The following is a 17772-nucleotide window of genomic DNA, read 5'->3' as shown; positions in this document are numbered from 1 at the left end:
CAAATCGGCATCAGGAGGCTGCCGCGTCGGCCACGGGGAATGTCAGCTCGAACGCGGTCCCTTTTTCGGAATTGAGCAGCTTGACCGCGCCACCATGGGCGTCGAGCATGGCGCGTACGATGGCCAGCCCCATCCCGGTGCCGCCGCTGTCGCGTCGCGTGGTGAAAAAGCTGTCGAAGATCTGGGCCCGGTTGTTGGGCGAGACGCCTTCGCCATCATCGCTGACGGTGACCTTGAGCTGATTGTCCTGCTGCACGGCAGAGGCTTCCAGCCTTGAGGCGCCGTGGCGCACGGCGTTGTCGGCCAGATTGGAGAGAATGATCAGGAGATTGTCCTCGGAGATCCGCATCGGCGTATCGAGTTCGCCGCCGGCGCGGACATCGAGCGAGGGGAAGGCCGAGCGCAACGCGGCGACCGCGACCGACAGCTTCGCGGCGCCGAGTGCGATCGGGTTTTCCGCGCGGGCGAAGTCCCGCAAGCGGCCCGCGATCGTTCCCAACCGGTCGGCATCGGCAATGATGTTGTCCAGAAATTTGCGTCGGTCCGCATCGTCCATGTCGGGCGCATCGACGTCCTCGCGCAACAGTTCCGCGGCGCCCTTGATCGACGTCAGCGGCGATTTCAGTTCGTGCGAGACGTGGGTGGCGAAGGTGGAGATGAAGCTGGAGCGGGTATTCAGCCGACGCGCCATGTCGAGGAAACTCTGCGAAAGCAGAGCGAATTCGCTGGTGCCGTGATGGCGCAGCGGGCGCAGCGCGTCGCGGTCGCCCTTGCCGACCAGATTGGTGCGTTCCACCAGTTCGCGCATCGGGCCGGTGATGGTGCGGTGAAACAGGAATCCGATCAGCAGCGTCGGCACGATCATGGACAGTATCGCAAGAATGACCCTGCTGCGTTGCTCGTACATGTACTTGAAGACGTTGCTCGGCGTCCGCGAAGCATAGACCACGCCGGCGACCTGGTCGCGCAGGATCACCGGCATCGCGATGAAGACGCGCATCCCGGTGCCCCGCCTCATCGAATAGAGCGAGGGCTGTTCGTGCTTGGAGATGCGCACGCGCAGCACGCCCTTGAAGCTGCCCTGCAGGGCTTCGCCGACTTCCTCGACATGCGCCAGCGACAGTCCGACTTCCTCGCGGCCGGCGATCACGACGCCGTTGGGGTCGAGCAGCCGGAAGCCGGCCAGCGTCACCTTCTGGGTGGCGACCAGATCCGGCGCCATGCGCGCGCCGAGCGCTGCGAAGGCGGGATCGGCGGGCGCGGTTGGGGGGCGCGCCGCCGGTCGCGGCGGCAGCACGCTCTCGCTGACCAGTTCGAGTTCCGGCCAGATCGGCTGATACACTTGGTCGGAAGGCTTGGCTGCGGTGGGTGGGATTCTCGCACCCAGCGCCACGTCCTGCGGCACGCCGGTTTCAACCTCGCGGCGAAAAGTGGCGGCGAGTACGGTGCTTTGTGCGATCAATTCGGCTTCGGCCTGCTGGATCAGCTGGTTCTGGTAGACCTTGAGGAAGTAGATGCTGAAAAGCGGCAATGCGAGCACGCTGGTGAGAACGAAAAAGACGACGAGGCTGAGGCTCGGCCGCCATTTCCGGCGCGTGTTGGCCGATTCATCGGTCAACGCGCGGCCTCGCAACGTCCCAGTTTGAAGCCGACGCCGTGCACGGTCTCGATCGCGGACTCGCAGCCGGCGGCGGCAAACTTGGCGCGGATGTTCCTGACATGGCTGTCGATGGTGCGGTCGGCGACGTGAATATTGCCGGCATAGGCGGCATCCAGAATCAATTCGCGCGTGAACACGAAGCCTGGCCGGGCCAGCAACGTGCGCAGGATGGAGAATTCCAGCGCCGTCAGCGCAATCGGTGTATTCCTGAAGCTCGCGGTGCGCGCGTCCCGATCGAGTGCGACCCCGCCATGGTTCATCGCCTTGCTTTCCGCGGGCGCCGGGGCATTTCTCGTCCGCCGCAGGATCGCATTGACTCGCGCCACCAGTTCGCGCGGACTGAACGGCTTCGTCACATAGTCGTCGCCGCCGATTTCGAGGCCGAGGATGCGGTCGATCTCCTCGTCGCGGGCCGACAGGAACAGGATCGGCGTATCCGAGGTCTTCCGGATCTGGCGGCAGACCTCCAGCCCGTCCATCTCCGGCATGCCGATGTCGAGCACGATGAGGTCGTGGACGTTGCGGTCGAACCGGGCCAGCGCCTCCTTGCCATCCTGCGCGATGGAAATAGCCATGCCGGTCTTCTCGAACGCAAAGCGCACGACGTCGCGGATATGAGGGTCATCATCGACCAGGAGAATGGAATGAGCCACGTGCGCTAGCCTTTGTCGTCGCCGAGGGGTTGTTGCGCGATGCCGGAATTGTTAGCCAAATAACGCTGCAGGCGCCATGTCCGAAAATCCGTGGCTCGCCAGTTTTCCGAGCGCCGCCGCCGGTTTTCGTGCGTGTGCCGGTACTGCCAGACGATCGACCAAAGCGCGGGAATCCGATTCATGGAGGCTTCAACCGGCGGCAGCGCTTGCGGGCCAAGCGAGGCGAGATACTGCAAGTCGAGTCTCGGCCCGGTGACGTCGTTTTCCCGCGAATGCGCCACATTGCAGGAGGCGATGAGCCGCGGCGCGTGGACCAACAGCGTCCGCACAGGATCATCGCCGGCGAGATGGCGTTGCGGTGATCAGCCACGAATGGGCCTCTTCAGTTTGATCTGAACCAGCATCAGCACCAGCCCGGCCGCCACCAGCAGCATCGCCGCAGCGCCGGTTGCCAGCACCAGCGGCGTGACCAATGGCGCGCGGGAGCCGGAGCGATTTCGAAATCGGAACGGTCGCAATCGACATGGCCTTCATTTCCCTGAGGTGACGAGCGAAAGGTGGCGAACCGGGCGTTCGGGTCGGGGCGCATCGCGCTGCAGAACGGCGGCCACGGGGCGCCGGGCGGGTGGCGTCTCCAGCCACCAGCCATCCTTGAGCAGCCGACGGGGCAGCCGCGATGGTCCGAAGCGCACGATGATGATTTTCCCCATGCCCCGATCCTGAACGCCCGGTTGGCAGGGCTGATGGGAGGGATGATCAGGAATTGCGGATTGTTGTGCAGATCTTGCGCAGCCGGTGCGCCTGGCTCCGTCATTCGCGCCCTCTTAACCAGCAAGCCAGCTCACGAAATCATGAACAGTGACGAATGTTGACAATCGTCACTAGATAATCGACAGTCTCTCGGTATCATCGAGGGAAGCCGCCATGTTAGCCCGTTCCATTTTGTCGAGCTATTCCAAATTCTTAGCTGGCCTGTCATTGGCTGCCGTGGCAGTCGCCCTGAGTGGTTGCAACGAGAAAGTCGCGGAAAAAGCCACCCCCGGGCGCCCCGTGCTGGTAGCGACGGTGCAGTACAAGCCGGAATCGCCGGAGCGCAGTTTTGTCGGCACCATCAAGCCCCGGATCGAGACCGACATGGGCTTCCGGGTTCCCGGCAAGGTGGCAAAGCGCCTGGTCGAAGTTGGCCAGACCGTCGATGTCGGCCAGCCCTTGGCCACGCTCGACGAGGTCGATCTGAAATTGCAGGCCGAGCAGGCGGAGGCCGAATTCCGCGCCGCTACCGGCGTGCTGGCGCAAGCTACCGCCGCCGAGCAACGTGCCAGGGATTTGCGCGCCAAAGGCTGGACTACCGACGCGCAGATGGATCAGTCCCGCGCCGCGGCCGATGAAGCCCGCGCCCGGTTCAATCGCGCCGAGCGCTCGGTCGAACTGACCAAGAACAGCCTGTCCTATGCGACCCTGGTCGCCGACACCCGCGGTGTCGTCACTGCCACCCTGATCGATGGCGGGCAGGTGGTCGCGTCGGGGCAGACCGCGGTCAGGGTCGCGCGCTTTGCAGAAAAGGAAGCCGTGGTCGCGATCCCTGAAACGCTGGTCGGCCGTGCCAAGGAGGGCACCGCCAGCGTCAGCCTGTGGTCCGAGCCGGACAGGAAATATGCGGCGAAACTTCGCGAGATCGCGCCCGCCGCCGATCCCGCCACGCGCACCTACCTCGCGAAGTTCTCGCTGCCGGACGCCGGCGCGAGCGTTTCTCTCGGCATGACCGCGACGTTGACGCTGGCCGATCCCGCCACGTCGAACGTGGCGCGGCTGCCGCTGTCGGCGCTGTACAGCCAGGGCGGCAATCCCTCGCTCTACATCGTCGACGACAAGGGCGATGTGACCCTGAGGCCGGTCACCGTGAAATCCTACGACAGCAACAACGTCGTCATTTCCGGCGGCGTCGATGAAGGCTCGAAAGTCGTCGTGCTTGGCGTGCAGAAACTCGACCCGGCCCAGAAGGTCAGGGTCGTCTCGTCACTGTCGTTCTGAGCGGGAGGGCGCCATGAAGCACTTCAATCTTTCGGCCTGGGCGGTCAGTCATCCCGCGCTGATCCTGTTCCTGATGATTGCGCTCGGCGTCGCCGGCTTCTTCTCCTACCAGAAGCTCGGCCGCGCCGAGGATCCGTTCTTCACGGTGAAGGTGGTCAACGTCTCGGCGATCTGGCCGGGCGCCACCGCGGCGGAAATGCAGTCCCAGGTCGCCGACCCCATCGAGAAGAAGCTGCAGGAATTGCCCTATTTCGACAAGGTGCAGACCTACTCGAAACCGTCGTTCACCGCGATGCAGGTCACCTTCAAGGATTCTACCCCGCCCAAGGACGTGCCTTACCTGTTCTACATGCTGCGCAAGAAGCTCGTGGACGTGCAGGGCCAGCTGCCGGCCGGCCTGCTCGGTCCAACCGTCAACGACGAATTCAGCGACGTCGATTCCATTCTCTACATGATGAGCGGCGACGGCGCCGACTTCGCGCAATTGAAAAAGGCCGCCGAAGGCATGCGCCAGCGGCTGCTCAAGGTGCCGGGCGTGACCAAGGTCAATCTTTACGGCGCCCAGGAAGAACGGATTTTCGTCGAGTTCTCGCACGCCAAGCTGGCGACGCTCGGCATCACGCCGCAGGCGCTGTTCGATTCGCTTGCCAAGCAGAATAATGTGGTGCCGGCCGGCACGGTGGAGACCTCCTCGCAGCGGGTGCCGTTGCGCGTCACCGGCGCGCTCGATGGCGCCAAGGCCGTCGCCGAGACGCCGGTTGAAAGCAATGGCCGGGTATTTCGGCTGGGCGATATCGCCAGTGTGACGCGCGGCTTCGTCGACCCGCCGACTTTCGTGGCGCGGCAGGAAGGCAAGCCCGCGCTCGGCATCGGCGTGGTCACCGCCAAGGGCGCCAACATCCTGGAACTCGGCAAGGAGGTCGCGAACGCCACCAATGAATTCATGAAGGCGGTGCCGCAGGGCATCAATGTCGAGCAGATCGCCGATCAGCCCAAAGTGGTCGAGCGCGCCGTCGGCGAGTTCGTCAACTCCTTCATCGAGGCGCTGGCGATCGTGCTCTTTGTCAGCTTCGTTGCATTGGGATGGCGGACCGGCATCGTCGTGGCGCTTTCCGTGCCACTGGTGCTGGCGATCGTCTTCATCGTGATGAATGCAATGTCGATCGATCTGCACCGCATCACGCTGGGCGCCCTGATCATCGCGCTCGGGCTGCTTGTCGATGACGCCATCATCGCGGTCGAGATGATGGTGGTGAAGATGGAACAGGGCTGGGACCGCATGCGCGCGGCAGCCTTTGCCTGGGAATCCACCGCGTTTCCGATGCTCACGGGAACGCTGGTCACGGCCGCCGGCTTCCTCCCCATCGGCTTTGCCAATTCGGCGGTCGGCGAATATGCCGGCGGCATTTTCTGGATCGTAGCGATCGCGCTGGTGGCATCCTGGTTCGTCGCGGTGATCTTCACGCCCTATATCGGTGTCAAGCTGCTGCCCAACATCACTGTCAGCCACAACCACGATCCGCATGCGGTGTACGAAACCCGCTTCTACCGGATCCTGCGCGGCATGATCCAGTGGTGTGTCGATCACCGGATCAAGGTCGTGGCGGCGACGGTTGCCGTGTTCGCACTGTCCATTGTCGGCTTCGGTCAGGTGCAGCAGCAGTTCTTCCCGCTCTCGGAGCGGCCGGAACTGTTCCTGCAGCTGCGGTTGCCCGAGGGCACGGCGTTCAACGTCACCGAAAAGTCGGTGAAGACGGCCGAGGCGTTGCTGAAGGACGACAAGGACATTGCGACCTACACGTCCTATGTCGGTCAGGGTTCGCCGCGCTTCTGGCTCGGGCTCAACCCGCAGCTGCCAAATGAAGCCTTTGCCGAGATCGTGATCGTTTCGAAGGACGTCGATGCGCGCGAGCGGATCAAGGCCCGGCTGGAGAAGGCGGTCGGCGAGGGTGCGTTGTCCGAAGCGCGGGTGCGGATCGATCGCTTCAATTTCGGCCCGCCGGTCGGCTTTCCGGTCCAGTTCCGCGTCGTCGGCCCCGAGCCCAACACCGTGCGCGACATCGCCTACAAGGTGCGCGACGTCGTCAGGCAGAATCCCAACGTGGTGGATCCGCAACTCGACTGGAACGAGCAGTCGCCCTACCTCAAGCTGGCGGTCGACCAGGACCGCGCCCGTGCGCTCGGCCTCACTCCGCAGGACGTGTCGCAGGCGCTGGCCATGCTGATTTCGGGCGCGCAGGTGACCACCATCCGCGACGGCATCGAAAAGGTCGGCGTGGTGGCCCGCGCGGTGCCGTCCGAGCGGCTCGATCTCGGCCGGGTCGGCGATCTCACGGTGACGTCGCGCAACGGCGTCGCGGTGCCGCTGACCCAGATCGCGAAAATCGAATATGCCCACGAGGAGCCGATCATCTGGCGGCGCAACCGCGACATGGCGATTACCGTGCGCGCCGACGTCGTCGACGGCGTGCAGGCGCCCGACGTGACCAGCCAGATCGCGCCCAGGCTGCAGGAAATCCGCGACGGCCTGCCGCCGGCCTACCGGATCGAGGCGGGCGGCGCCTTCGAGGAGTCCGCCAAGGGCAATGCCTCGATCTTCGTGCTGTTTCCGCTGATGGTCCTGGTGATGCTGACCCTGCTGATGATCCAGCTGCAGAGCTTTTCGCGGCTGATCCTGGTGTTCCTCACCGCACCGCTCGGCATCATCGGCGCATCACTCGGACTGAACCTCGCCAACCAGCCCTTCGGCTTCGTGGCGCTACTCGGTCTGATCGCGCTGGCGGGTATGATCATGCGCAATGCGGTGATCCTGGTCGACCAGATCGAAACCGACGTCGCCGCCGGCCTCACCCGCAAGGAAGCGATCGTCGAGGCCACCGTCCGGCGTACCCGTCCGGTGGTGCTGACGGCGTTGGCCGCGATCCTCGCCATGATCCCGCTGACGCGCTCGGCATTCTGGGGTCCGATGGCGATCACCATCATGGGCGGCCTGTTCGTCGCCACCTTCCTCACCCTGCTGTATTTGCCGGGTCTCTACGCGCTCTGGTTCCGCAAGAGCCTGGAGGAACGCGGCACGGCCGAGAAAGTTGACGCTGCGCCGCAGCATCAACCTGCGCCGCAGTCTGCAATTCCGCTTGCCCAGGCGGCGGAATAATTGAACATTGAACGAGATTGAGTCCTGACATGGCGCTGATTTCCGACCATATCGAACCCGACACCCGAGAGCGGATTCTCGCGGTGGCGGAGCGTCTGTTCCGCGAGATCGGCTATCAGAAGACCACCGTGGCTGACATCGCCAAGGTGCTGCGGATGAGCCCGGCCAACGTCTATCGCTTTTTCGATTCGAAGAAGTCGATCCATGAGGGCGTCGCATGCGTGCTGATGGGCGAGGTCGAGCAGGCCGCGCAGAGCATCGCAGACAAACCGGGGCCGGCGGCGCCGCGCCTGCGCGAACTCATGAAGACCGTGCACCGCATGAATTCGGAACGCTATGTCGGCGATTCCAAGCTGCATGAGATGGTCGCCATCGCGATGGAGCAGGACTGGGAGGTCTGCAACGCCCATATCACATTGATTACGCAGACCATGGGCAGCGTGATCGCGCAGGGCGTGGCATCAGGCGAATTCGAGGTGACGGACCTCGAGCAAGCGGCGTTGTGCTGCTGTACCGGCATGGTGCGGTACTTCCATCCGCAGATGATCGCCCAATGCGCCACCAAGCCGGGCCCGACGATCGACCAGATGATCGATTTCATCCTCGCCAGCATGGCACCGCGGGGCCGATAACCCGCCGTCATTCCGGGGCGATGCGAAGCATCGAACCCGGAATCTCGAGATTCCGGATATGGTGCTAACGCACCATTCCGGAATGACCGGATCGAATCGCCAGATTCCGCTTGCAGTGCGATCGCGGATTGCGCTTCGTTCTATCCAGGCTACAAAATAGGAAGAATAACGTGGACGCCAAAACCCCGAAAGACCTGCATTTTTACGAGCCGGCCAACGGCCACGGCCTCAAGCACGATCCCTTCAATGCCATCATCGCGCCGCGGCCGATCGGCTGGATCTCGTCGCGGGACACCAGGGGCAACGTCAATCTGGCGCCCTACAGCTTCTTCAACGCCTTCAATTACCACCCGCCGCTGATCGGCTTTTCCTCGACCGCCTGGAAGGACACCGTCCAGAACATCCAGGAGACCGGCGAGTTCGTCTGGAATCTCGCGACCATGGATCTGGCGCAGCAGATGAACGCCACCGCGGCCCATGTCGCCCACGATGTCAGCGAGTTCAGCGTCGCAGGGCTGACGGCGGTGCCGGGCAAGCTCGTCAATGTGCCGCGGGTCGCGGAAAGTCCTGTCGCCTTCGAGTGCAAATTGTCGCAGATCATCCAGCTGCAGGGCGCCGATGGCAAGAAGGCGCAGGCCTGGCTCACGCTCGGCGAGGTCGTCGCCGTCCACATCGACAAGGCCTTCATCAAGGACGGCGTCTACCAGACGGCGCTGGCCCACCCGATCGTCCGGGCCGGCCGCCAGGGCGACTATTTCGAGATCAAGCCGGAAAACATGTTCGAGATGAAGCGTCCGGATTGACCGCATAACCTCTTCCCCGCCTGCCGCCGGATTTGCCGGCATGCTCCGCGACAGGGAGTCACCCCCCGGATGTGCCAGCGGGTAGAGGTGAACGGGAACCGTCGCGCCCCATGGCCGTTATCGAATACCACTGCGCCGTGGATGAATTTCTGCGATCAATTTCGTCTCATTTTCGGTACGAAGTGTTCACCGAAATCCGGCTTTCCGCTAGAATCAAGCGTCGCTTGGCACAAATGGTGCCGCGACCATCGCGCCGTTTCCGACACGAGGACACCGCCATGAGCTTTCGCCGCGATTACATCACCAAGCCGATCTTCTCCTGGGCGCGCGGCGTGTTGCCGGCGATGTCGGACACCGAGCGCGAGGCACTGGAGGCAGGCGACGTCTGGTGGGATGCCGACCTCTTCACCGGCAATCCGGATTGGGCAAAGTTGCTTGCGGTCGCGCCGGCGACGTTGACGCCGGAGGAAGTGGCCTTCCTCAACGGCCCGGTCGACGAACTTTGCGCCATGCTGGACGACTGGAAGATCAATTGGGAGTGGCGGGATTTGCCGCCCGAGGTGTGGTCTTACATCAAGCGCGAAAAACTCTTCGGCATGATCATCCCCAAAGAGTATGGCGGGCTGGGCTTCTCGCCCTACGCGCATTCCGAGGTGGTGCGAAAACTTTCGTCGCGTTCGCTGACCGCCGCCGTCACCGTGATGGTGCCCAATTCACTCGGCCCCGGCGAACTGCTGATGCGCTTCGGCACCGGGGACCAGCAGCAGAAATGGCTGCCGCGTCTCGCCGACGGCCGCGAGATTCCCTGTTTCGGTCTGACCAGCCCGGAAGCCGGCTCCGACGCCGCCTCGATGATCGACAGCGGCATCATCTGCAAGGGCAGTTTTGAAGGCCGGGAAGTGCTCGGGCTGCGCCTGAATTGGCACAAGCGCTACATCACGCTCGGCCCGGTGGCGACGCTGCTCGGCCTCGCATTCAAGGCCTATGATCCTGATCACCTCGTGGGATCGCAGGAAGAGCTCGGCATATCCGTGGCGCTTATCCCGACAGATCTGCCCGGCGTGGAGATCGGCCGGCGCCATCTGCCCTCGATGCAGATGTTCCAGAACGGCCCGAACAAGGGGCATGATGTGTTCATCCCGATGGACTACATCATCGGGGGGCAGGAGCGCCTCGGTCAGGGCTGGAAAATGCTGATGACGGCGCTCGCCGCCGGACGCGGCATATCGCTGCCGTCGCTCTCGGCGGCAGGTGCGGCCTATGCCGCGCGCACGTCAGGCGCTTATGCGCGGATTCGCGAACAGTTCAACGTACCCATCGGCAAGTTCGAAGGCATCGAGGGGCCCTTGGCGCGTATCGCCGGTACCGCCTATCTGCTCGACGCGGCGCGGCGGCTGACCTGTGCAGCACTCAACCAGGGCCACCATCCGGCGGTGGTTTCCGGCATCATGAAGCTGCATGCGACCGAGCGGATGCGCATTGCGATCGACGACGCCATGGACATCCATGGCGGCAAGGCCGTGATCGACGGCCCGCAGAACTACATGGGCAGCCTCTATCGCTCGGTGCCGGTCGGCATCACCGTGGAGGGCGCCAATATCCTGACCCGCAACCTGATCGTGTTCGGGCAGGGCGCGATCCGCGCGCATCCCTATTTGCTGGAGGAGATGAACGCGCTCGGCGAGGCCGACCGCGCCAAGGGGCTGGATGCCTTCGACAGGACGTTCTGGCAGCATATCGGCCACAGCTTCACCACGCTGTTCCGGGCCTGGGGCCGCAACTGGACGGGCGGAATGTTCGCACCGGCGCCCGATGCCGGCGCCGCCACCGGATTTTATCGCCAGCTCTCGCGTTATTCCTCGGCCTTCGCCTTGTGCGCCGACATGGCGCTGCTCACGCTCGGCGGTGCGCTGAAGCGCAAGGAGATGCTGTCGGCGCGGTTCGGCGACATCCTTTCCGAACTGTATCTGCTGTCCGCCGCGCTGAAGCGCTGGCAGGACGAAGGCCGGCAGCAAGCCGATTTCGCCGCCCTCGAATGGTGCATGGCCAGCGGTTGCCGCACCATCGAAAACCGCTTCGCCGAAATCCTGGCCAACCTGCCCAACCGCTTCATCGCCGTCATTCTGAAGTTCGTGATCCAGCCGTTCGGCGCGCGCGTGCTCGGGCCGTCCGACCGCGTGGTTCACCAATGCGCCCAGCTGGTGCTGGAGCCGTCGGCGGCGCGCGACCGGCTGACGTCCGATTTGTCACATGTCGATGACGACGGCGGTGTGGCGCGGCTGGAGAAGGCGTTCCTGCTGGTCACGGGGACCGAGGAGATCGCCAAGAGCATGCGCGCGGCCCGTATCAAGGACTGGAAGGAAGCGGTGAGGAGGGGCGTCATCACCCAGACCGAGGGCGAGAAGATCGCCGCCGCGCAGGAAGCGGTCGCCAGGGTGATCGAAGTCGACGACTTCGCGCCCGAAGCGCTGTCGCCGATTTACAAGAAGCCCGCCGATGTGCATCAGTTCTTCCAGGAACTGGGTGAACAGCGGGCAGCAAGCTGATGGCGCGACCGGTCTACATTATCGACGGCAGCCGGACGCCGTTCCTGAAGGCGCGTTCCGGGCCTGGGCCGTTTACCCCGGTCGATCTCGCCGTGCAGTGCGGCCGGCCGCTGCTGGCCCGGCAACCCTTTGCCCCCGATGCGTTCGACCAGGTGATCCTCGGCTGCGTCAACGTCATTGCCGACGAGATGAACCCGGCACGCGTCGCCGCCCTGCGGCTCGGCATGGGCGAGGCCATGGTGGCGTTCACCGTGCAGATCAATTGCGGCTCCGGCATGCAGTCGATCGACACGGCGTACCGCTATATCCGCGAAGGCAATTCGGACCTGATCCTGGCCGGCGGTGCCGAAGCCCTCAGCCATGCGCCGCTGGTCTGGCCGCAGCAGGGCGTGCGCTGGTTTGCCGGCCTTGCCGGCGCCAAGGGTATTTTGGCAAAGCTCGCGGCGCTCGCCAAAACCCGTCCCAGCTATTTCAAGCCGATCATCGGGCTGGAGCGCGGGCTGACCGACCCGATCACCGAACTCAACATGGGACAAACCGCCGAAAAGGTCGGTTATCTCTTCGGGATCACGCGGGCGCAGTCGGATTTTTATGCCGCCGAAAGCCACAAGCGGCTTGCCAATGCGCAGGCGCAAGGCTGGCTCAAGGGCGAGGTCGAAACCGCGTTCGCGCGAGACGGCAAGTTTTATGACCATGACGACGGCGTGCGGCCGGATTCGACGCCCGAAAAGCTGGCGGGGTTGAAGCCGGTGTTCGAGCGGCCGTGGGGCCAGGTCACGCCGGGCAATTCCTCGCAAATCACCGACGGCGCGTCGTGGGTGATCCTGGCCTCGGAAGAGGCGGTTGCCAAACACGGCCTGACGCCGAAGGCGATGATCGTCGACAGCCAGTGGTCGGCGCTCGATCCCTCCATCATGGGGCTCGGCCCGGTGCTGTCGTCGAACGAAATCCTGAAGCGCAACAAACTGGCGCTCGGAGATATCGAAACCTGGGAATTGAACGAGGCGTTTGCGACACAGGTGCTTGGCTGCCTCGCCGCCTGGAACGACGAAAAATTCTGCCGCGAGATTCTGGGCCTCGACGGCGCCGCCGGGCCGATCGATCACGCCAGGCTGAATGTCGACGGCGGCGCCATCAGCCTCGGCCATCCCGTCGGCTGCAGCGGCAACCGCATCGTACTGCATCTCGTCAACGCGATGAAGCGATTGGGAACCAGGCGCGGCATCGCCACCGAATGCATCGGTGGCGGGCAGGGCGGCGCCATGCTGATCGAGACGGTGTGATCATGGATAGCAGGATCATGGACCTTCTCGGCGACCGCGTGCTCGAACTCGGGCCCAGGCCCGAGCCCGACAGCCCCTACCGCCATTTCAAGCTGACCCGCGATGCCGACGGCATCGCCTGGCTATTGTTCGACCGCGAAGGCGCCAGCGCCAATACATTGTCGGCCGACCTGATCGAGGAACTCGAAACGGTGCTGGCGGCGCTGGAAGGTCAGCGCCCCACCGGGCTCGTCATCCGCTCGGCTAAGCCGTCCGGCTTCATCGCCGGCGCCGACGTCAACGAATTTCGCGGCGCCGCAGATCCGTGGCCGGTCGAAATCGCCATCGGCCGTGCCCATACGGTGATCGACCGCCTCGAAGCCCTCAAGATTCCGACGGTCGCGGTGATCCACGGTTTCTGCCTCGGCGGCGGCCTCGAAGTCGCGCTGGCCTGCCAATCGCGTATTGCGATCGATGGCGCGCGCTTCGGATTTCCCGAGGTGATGCTCGGCCTGCATCCCGGCCTCGGCGGCACCGCGCGCTTCACCAAGCTGGTCAATCCGATGCAGGCGATGACCCTGATGCTGACCGGCAAGACCATAGACGCCCGAAAGGCGAAATCGCTCGGGCTGGTCGACGCGGTGGCGGAGGAGCGGCATGTCCGCAATGCGGTGCGGGATGCGGTGTTCGGCCGCCTGAAGCGTGCCAAACCGGGGCCGTTGAATGCGATCCTGAACCTCGGCCCGGTCAGGGGTCTGCTCGCCAAACGCATGCGCGCCGAGGCCGGCAAGGCCGCGCCGCAGGAGCATTATCCCGCACCCTACGCGTTGATCGATCTCTGGGAACAGCATGGCGACGACAAGCTCGCGATGCTGCGGGCCGAAAAGCCCTCCTTCGCCAAACTGATGGTGACGCCGACGGCGCAGAACCTGATCCGGGTATTTTTCCTGCGCGAACAGATGAAGAAGCTCGCCGGCAGCGGCAACAGGATCAAGCACGTCCACGTCATCGGCGCCGGCGCGATGGGCGGCGACATCGCGGCCTGGTGCGCCGGCCAGGGCTTTCGCGTCACGCTGGCCGACATGAAGCCGGAACCGATCGCCGGCGCGATCAAGCGCGCCTCCGATCTGGTCGGCAAGATCCTGCGCAAGCGGCCCGATGTCCGCGACGCGCTGGATCGGCTGGTGCCGGACATGGACGGCGAGGGCATCCGCAACGCCGATCTGATCATCGAGGCGGTACCCGAAAAACTCGAACTGAAGCAGAAAATCTATGCCGCGCTGGAGCCCCGGATGAAGCCGGGCGCGATTCTCGCCACCAACACGTCGAGCATTCCGCTGCAGGATCTGCGCACCACCTTGACAAAACCGGAGCGGCTGCTCGGCCTGCATTTCTTCAATCCGGTGTCGCGGCTGCAACTGGTCGAGGTCGTCAGCCATGACGGCAGCGATCCGGAGATGCTGAAGGCGGCGCTGGCCTTTGTCGGCGCCATCGACCGGCTGCCGCTGCCGGTAAAGAGCTCGCCGGGCTTTCTCGTCAACCGAGCGCTGACGCCTTACATGCTGGAGGCGATGGTGATGCTGGACCAGAAGATCGACAAGTCGGTGATCGATGCCGCGGCGGTGAAATTCGGCATGCCGATGGGGCCGATCGAACTGGCCGAGCAGGTCGGGCTCGATATCTGTCTCGATGTCGGCGACATGCTACGCTCGAAATTCGGCGACCAGCTGCCGCCGACACCGGCCTGGCTGCGCGAGAAAGTGGCAAAGGGCGAACTCGGCCGCAAGACCGGCAAGGGATTTTATCTCTGGAAGGACGGCAAGGCCGACAAGAGCGCGGTGTCGCCCTCGATGCCGGAGCCGACGGAGGAAATGATCGACCGGCTGGTGCTGCCGATGTCCAATGTCTGCGTCGCGGCGTTGCGCGAAGGCATCGTCGATGATGCCGACGCGGTCGATGGCGCCATGATCTTCGGCACCGGCTATGCGCCGTTCCGCGGCGGTCCGCTGAATTATGCGCGCAGCCGCGGAGCCGAAAACGTCGTCTCGGCTCTGCACGCACTGGCGGACAAGTTCGGCGACCGCTTCGCGCCGGATGCCGGCTGGGAAAATTTCAGGTGACCGACGCAAAAGCCGGTCATGCGCCGCTCAACGCCGACACCGGGCCGCGCGGCGATCTCTGCATCCGCACCCTGGCGATGCCGGCCGATACCAACGCCAACGGCGACATCTTCGGCGGCTGGTTGCTCAGCCAGATGGACGTCGGCGGCGGCGTGTTCGCGTCCAAAGTCGCCAGATCGCGCACCGTGACGGTGGCGATCGAGGCGATGAATTTCCGCAAAGCGGTTTACGTCGGCGATCTCGTGTCGGTGCACGCCAATCTGGTCCGGGTCGGCCGAACCTCGATCACCGTCCACCTCGAAGCCTGGGTGCTGCGCCGCAAGGAGATGCAGCCGATCCTGGTAACCGACGGCAATTTTACCTATGTCTCGATCGACGACCACGGCCAGCCGCAGGTCATCCCGCGCGATGAGCCGCCGATCTCGGCCTAGGGGCTTTCTCACGTCATCTTTTGCGCGCCACGATGTAGGGACGGGCGCCGTTACCCTTGGTCGCATGGTCTTCGGTGGCGAGAATGTCGAAGCCTGCGGCAGATATGAGTTGGCTCAACTCCGTTGCCCGGAATACGCTGACATTGGGTGCCTTCCCGATCGCGCGCATCGCCGGCAACAACGCAAGCCGGATGAGCGGGTTCATATCCCCGAGGCAGGGTGTCTTGGAGATGAACAACCCATCCGCTGAAAGCAAGGCATGGACGCGGCGCAGCGTGGCGGGCGGATCGCGGACCAGATGGAGATAGTTGAACCCCAGAACTGCATCAAACTGCCCGCCTTCAGGAGCAAGCGTCTCCGCGGTCGCGGTGCGGAAGACCAGCGACGGGACAGGACCGGCGGAACGTTTCTCTTCGGCGATCGCGATCATTTCAGCGGAAATATCCGTCGCATAATAGCTTTGCACATCGCCTGCAAGCCGCAGCGCCGTTGTTCCGGTTCCGCAGCCCAATTCGAGCACCCTGTCGTCTGGTGCCAGCAAGGCGCGGGTCCGCTCCAGCGAGCGTTCATACCCGGCCTGATCCGCAATCGCAGCCGCCGCATACTTCCTTGAAGTCCGGTCCCAGAAACGGACGTCACTTGCTGTGCTCATTGGTGGAGGGATCCTCTGTGGGAGCTAACATATGCGCGGAAGAGGTAAACTGTCTAAATTTCCGGTCATGATCTAAAAATACATATACGCAAATGCAAGGAGGCGATTTGAAAGGAATAGCGCGGACAGGCTCCGTTCATTACCGCTGTATGGCGGCTGCGTGCGCTCTGGTCACGCTGTCTCCCGATCGAGGTAGTCCCGGAGATAAACGAGACTGATAATGGTCATCAACGCCGCGGCGATGGGCGTCGCGAGGGCGAGGCCGAGAATTCCGAACAGCACGCCGAAAAGCAGTTGCACCGCGATGATGAGCGCCGGCGGCAGCGACACCTTCTCCTGCTGGATCAGCGGCGTGACCACATAGCTCTCCAGCGCCTGCACCCCGAGGTAGATGGCAAGAACGATCATGAGCGTGGTGCTGCCTTCTGGCATGGCGAGGAGCAGCGCCGGCGCGACCGCGATGACGGGGCCGATGTTGGGGATGAAGGCGAGTAATCCGGCTATCAGTCCGAGGGCGAATGCGAGCGGCACCCCGGCGAGCCACAGGCCCAGTCCCGTGAGCACGCCGACGAGCGTCATGGCGAGGAGCTGGGCCGACAGCCAGTTGCGCAGGGTTGCGGCGGCTGCGCGCAACACCTCTTCCCCGTTTTTCCGGATCGAGGGAGCCAGGAGCAGAGTCAGTCCACGCGTGTAGACCTTTGGATCGAGCGCCCCGTAGAGACCGATGAAGAGGATGATCACGAGGTTGCCCAGCGCCCCGAACGTCGAGGAAACAGCGGATACAGCGGCGGTCCGGCCCTCCGACGAGACGAATGATGCAGGCGTGAGACGATCGAGGAGCGGTGGTCCCCAGGAAAAGTCGGCGATGCGATCGCGAAACGCCTCGAATGCCTCGGGAAGCCGGCGCGTCAGTTCGTCGATCTGCTCCGCGATGGCGGGCGCTACCGCAACGCCGAAGGCGGCGAGAGCGAAGACGATGCCCAACAGGAAGAGCCCGATGCCCCATCCATCCGCAATGCCAACCTTGGTTGCGATCCAGGAGCCGCCGCCGTGGAGAAACACCGCCAGGAGGACACCAGCGAAGACGATCAGCAGGACATCGGGCGCCACAAGCAAAAGCGCGGTCAATGCGGCTATCAGTACCAGCAATGACGTGGAGCGCCTCGTCATGATCCCCCCGGCTCAAGCGGGGTGGCCGAACCCGCTTCTCGCCTCCCGGTGGCAACGGCCGGCTCATCCCGGTGCCTGGCGATCTTTGGATGCCTCTCGCTCCACCGCCTCCGGGCATAGGCCTGAAGGTCCGCGACGCTGTCCGCCTCATCCACGATCTCTTCGCCGATCAGCGTTTCGATGAGATCCTCGAGCGTAACGATGCCAGCCGTGCCGCCATATGCATCGACCACCAGGGCGACATGACGGTCGTTGTGGACGAGCGTGTCGAACAGTTCCTCAAGCAGCGTGGTCTCGTTGACGGTTTCGAGGTTCCGCTTGAGTTTCATCAGTCGCTTCTGCCCGTTACCATCCAAGGCCTCGAATAGCAGGTCGGTCTTGAGAACGAACCCGGTCACCTTGTCGACGGTGCCGTCAAAGATCGGGATGCGAGAAAACCGCAGGTCCTGCTTGCGAGTGATCGTTTCGCTGATGGTCGTGGCCGCGCCCGCTCCTCACAACGCCTGCATCTCGCCCCTGGCCCAGAATTCGCGCAGCTTGAACTTCTGGATTTTTCCCGATCCCGTCAGCGGAAAGGCCTCGACCACGAACCAGTGCCGCGGCGTCTTGTGATGAGCGAGCGAGGCGCGCATGTAGGCCGACAATTCCTCCTTGTCGA

The 17772-nt window shown here is 63.9% G+C and carries 15 protein-coding genes; 8 read left to right on the top strand and 7 right to left on the bottom strand.

The genetic code is table 11. The features are described from left to right. Positions 1 to 10: 10 nt before the first annotated feature. The 4 genes from Q8R73_RS15690 to Q8R73_RS15675 all read right to left on the bottom strand — a co-directional run bounded on the left by Q8R73_RS15690 (position 11) and on the right by Q8R73_RS15675 (position 3023). Positions 11 to 1618, bottom strand: a complete 1608-nt coding sequence (locus Q8R73_RS15690) for a HAMP domain-containing sensor histidine kinase (protein ID WP_305720465.1) — start codon at positions 1616 to 1618, stop codon at positions 11 to 13. Further along, on the bottom strand, positions 1615 to 2313 hold the full coding sequence (locus Q8R73_RS15685; RefSeq protein ID WP_305720464.1) for a response regulator transcription factor: 699 nt from the start codon (positions 2311 to 2313) through the stop codon (positions 1615 to 1617). Before Q8R73_RS15685 ends, Q8R73_RS15690 begins: the two co-directional genes overlap by 4 nt. Positions 2314 to 2318: 5 nt before the next feature. Beyond that, positions 2319 to 2642, bottom strand: coding sequence for a hypothetical protein (locus Q8R73_RS15680; RefSeq protein WP_305720463.1), 324 nt, complete (start codon positions 2640 to 2642; stop codon positions 2319 to 2321). Between the two features lie 201 nt (positions 2643 to 2843). Beyond that, positions 2844 to 3023: a hypothetical protein gene (locus Q8R73_RS15675; RefSeq protein ID WP_305720462.1), complete on the bottom strand. Its 180-nt coding sequence runs from the start codon at positions 3021 to 3023 to the stop codon at positions 2844 to 2846. Positions 3024 to 3237: 214 nt separating this feature from the next. Between Q8R73_RS15675 and Q8R73_RS15670 the strand changes: the two genes are divergently transcribed. From Q8R73_RS15670 to Q8R73_RS15635, 8 genes are all read left to right on the top strand, one after another. Then, positions 3238 to 4344 carry an efflux RND transporter periplasmic adaptor subunit gene (locus Q8R73_RS15670; protein ID WP_305720461.1) on the top strand — a complete coding sequence of 369 codons (1107 nt, stop codon included), beginning with the start codon at positions 3238 to 3240 and terminating at the stop codon, positions 4342 to 4344. Between the two features lie 13 nt (positions 4345 to 4357). After that, complete coding sequence (locus Q8R73_RS15665; RefSeq protein WP_305720460.1) at positions 4358 to 7498, top strand: efflux RND transporter permease subunit; 3141 nt, start codon at positions 4358 to 4360, stop codon at positions 7496 to 7498. A 29-nt stretch (positions 7499 to 7527) separates the two neighbouring features. Further along, positions 7528 to 8130 carry a TetR/AcrR family transcriptional regulator gene (locus Q8R73_RS15660; RefSeq protein ID WP_305720459.1) on the top strand — a complete coding sequence of 201 codons (603 nt, stop codon included), beginning with the start codon at positions 7528 to 7530 and terminating at the stop codon, positions 8128 to 8130. A gap of 170 nt (positions 8131 to 8300) precedes the next feature. Further along, positions 8301 to 8933: a flavin reductase family protein gene (locus Q8R73_RS15655; RefSeq protein ID WP_305720458.1), complete on the top strand. Its 633-nt coding sequence runs from the start codon at positions 8301 to 8303 to the stop codon at positions 8931 to 8933. A gap of 278 nt (positions 8934 to 9211) precedes the next feature. Further along, positions 9212 to 11479, top strand: a complete 2268-nt coding sequence (locus Q8R73_RS15650) for an acyl-CoA dehydrogenase (protein ID WP_305720457.1) — start codon at positions 9212 to 9214, stop codon at positions 11477 to 11479. Further along, entirely contained in the window at positions 11479 to 12762 is a 1284-nt protein-coding gene (locus Q8R73_RS15645) for an acetyl-CoA C-acetyltransferase (RefSeq protein WP_305720456.1), read from the top strand. The genes Q8R73_RS15650 and Q8R73_RS15645 overlap by 1 nt, the downstream gene beginning before the upstream one ends. Before the next feature lie 2 nt (positions 12763 to 12764). Beyond that, positions 12765 to 14861: a 3-hydroxyacyl-CoA dehydrogenase NAD-binding domain-containing protein gene (locus Q8R73_RS15640; RefSeq protein ID WP_305720455.1), complete on the top strand. Its 2097-nt coding sequence runs from the start codon at positions 12765 to 12767 to the stop codon at positions 14859 to 14861. 77 nt (positions 14862 to 14938) lie between these two features. Next, positions 14939 to 15292, top strand: a complete 354-nt coding sequence (locus tag Q8R73_RS15635; protein WP_371126105.1) for an acyl-CoA thioesterase — start codon at positions 14939 to 14941, stop codon at positions 15290 to 15292. A gap of 13 nt (positions 15293 to 15305) precedes the next feature. On the opposite strand, the gene Q8R73_RS15630 is transcribed toward Q8R73_RS15635, so the two are convergent. The 3 genes from Q8R73_RS15630 to Q8R73_RS15620 all read right to left on the bottom strand — a co-directional run bounded on the left by Q8R73_RS15630 (position 15306) and on the right by Q8R73_RS15620 (position 17443). Beyond that, positions 15306 to 15944 carry a bifunctional 2-polyprenyl-6-hydroxyphenol methylase/3-demethylubiquinol 3-O-methyltransferase UbiG gene (locus tag Q8R73_RS15630; RefSeq protein ID WP_305720453.1) on the bottom strand — a complete coding sequence of 213 codons (639 nt, stop codon included), beginning with the start codon at positions 15942 to 15944 and terminating at the stop codon, positions 15306 to 15308. A 171-nt stretch (positions 15945 to 16115) separates the two neighbouring features. After that, on the bottom strand, positions 16116 to 17114 hold the full coding sequence (locus tag Q8R73_RS15625) for an AI-2E family transporter (protein ID WP_305720452.1): 999 nt from the start codon (positions 17112 to 17114) through the stop codon (positions 16116 to 16118). After that, the gene (locus Q8R73_RS15620; RefSeq protein WP_305720451.1) at positions 17111 to 17443 is read right to left on the bottom strand and encodes a CBS domain-containing protein; all 333 of its coding nucleotides are present in this window, start codon (positions 17441 to 17443) and stop codon (positions 17111 to 17113) included. Before Q8R73_RS15620 ends, Q8R73_RS15625 begins: the two co-directional genes overlap by 4 nt. Between the last annotated feature and the right edge of the window lie 329 nt (positions 17444 to 17772).

The organism is Bradyrhizobium sp. (assembly GCF_030697065.1).
Classification (GTDB): domain Bacteria; phylum Pseudomonadota; class Alphaproteobacteria; order Rhizobiales; family Xanthobacteraceae; genus Bradyrhizobium.
Note: the sequence above shows the minus strand (reverse complement) of the source record. Positions and strands in the feature narration are given on the sequence as shown.

Excerpts from the sequence above, each read along its gene's own strand:
- Q8R73_RS15660 (WP_305720459.1), top strand. The coding sequence starts at position 7,528 with ATGGCGCTGATTTCCGACCATATCGAACCCGACACCCGAGAGCGGATT.
- Q8R73_RS15670 (WP_305720461.1), top strand. The coding sequence starts at position 3,238 with ATGTTAGCCCGTTCCATTTTGTCGAGCTATTCCAAATTCTTAGCTGGC.
- Q8R73_RS15635 (WP_371126105.1), top strand. The coding sequence starts at position 14,939 with ATGCCGGCCGATACCAACGCCAACGGCGACATCTTCGGCGGCTGGTTG.
- Q8R73_RS15675 (WP_305720462.1), bottom strand. The coding sequence starts at position 3,023 with ATGGGGAAAATCATCATCGTGCGCTTCGGACCATCGCGGCTGCCCCGT.
- Q8R73_RS15640 (WP_305720455.1), top strand. The coding sequence starts at position 12,765 with ATGGATAGCAGGATCATGGACCTTCTCGGCGACCGCGTGCTCGAACTC.
- Q8R73_RS15650 (WP_305720457.1), top strand. The coding sequence starts at position 9,212 with ATGAGCTTTCGCCGCGATTACATCACCAAGCCGATCTTCTCCTGGGCG.
- Q8R73_RS15645 (WP_305720456.1), top strand. The coding sequence starts at position 11,479 with ATGGCGCGACCGGTCTACATTATCGACGGCAGCCGGACGCCGTTCCTG.
- Q8R73_RS15620 (WP_305720451.1), bottom strand. The coding sequence starts at position 17,443 with ATGAAACTCAAGCGGAACCTCGAAACCGTCAACGAGACCACGCTGCTT.
- Q8R73_RS15625 (WP_305720452.1), bottom strand. The coding sequence starts at position 17,114 with ATGACGAGGCGCTCCACGTCATTGCTGGTACTGATAGCCGCATTGACC.
- Q8R73_RS15630 (WP_305720453.1), bottom strand. The coding sequence starts at position 15,944 with ATGAGCACAGCAAGTGACGTCCGTTTCTGGGACCGGACTTCAAGGAAG.
- Q8R73_RS15665 (WP_305720460.1), top strand. The coding sequence starts at position 4,358 with ATGAAGCACTTCAATCTTTCGGCCTGGGCGGTCAGTCATCCCGCGCTG.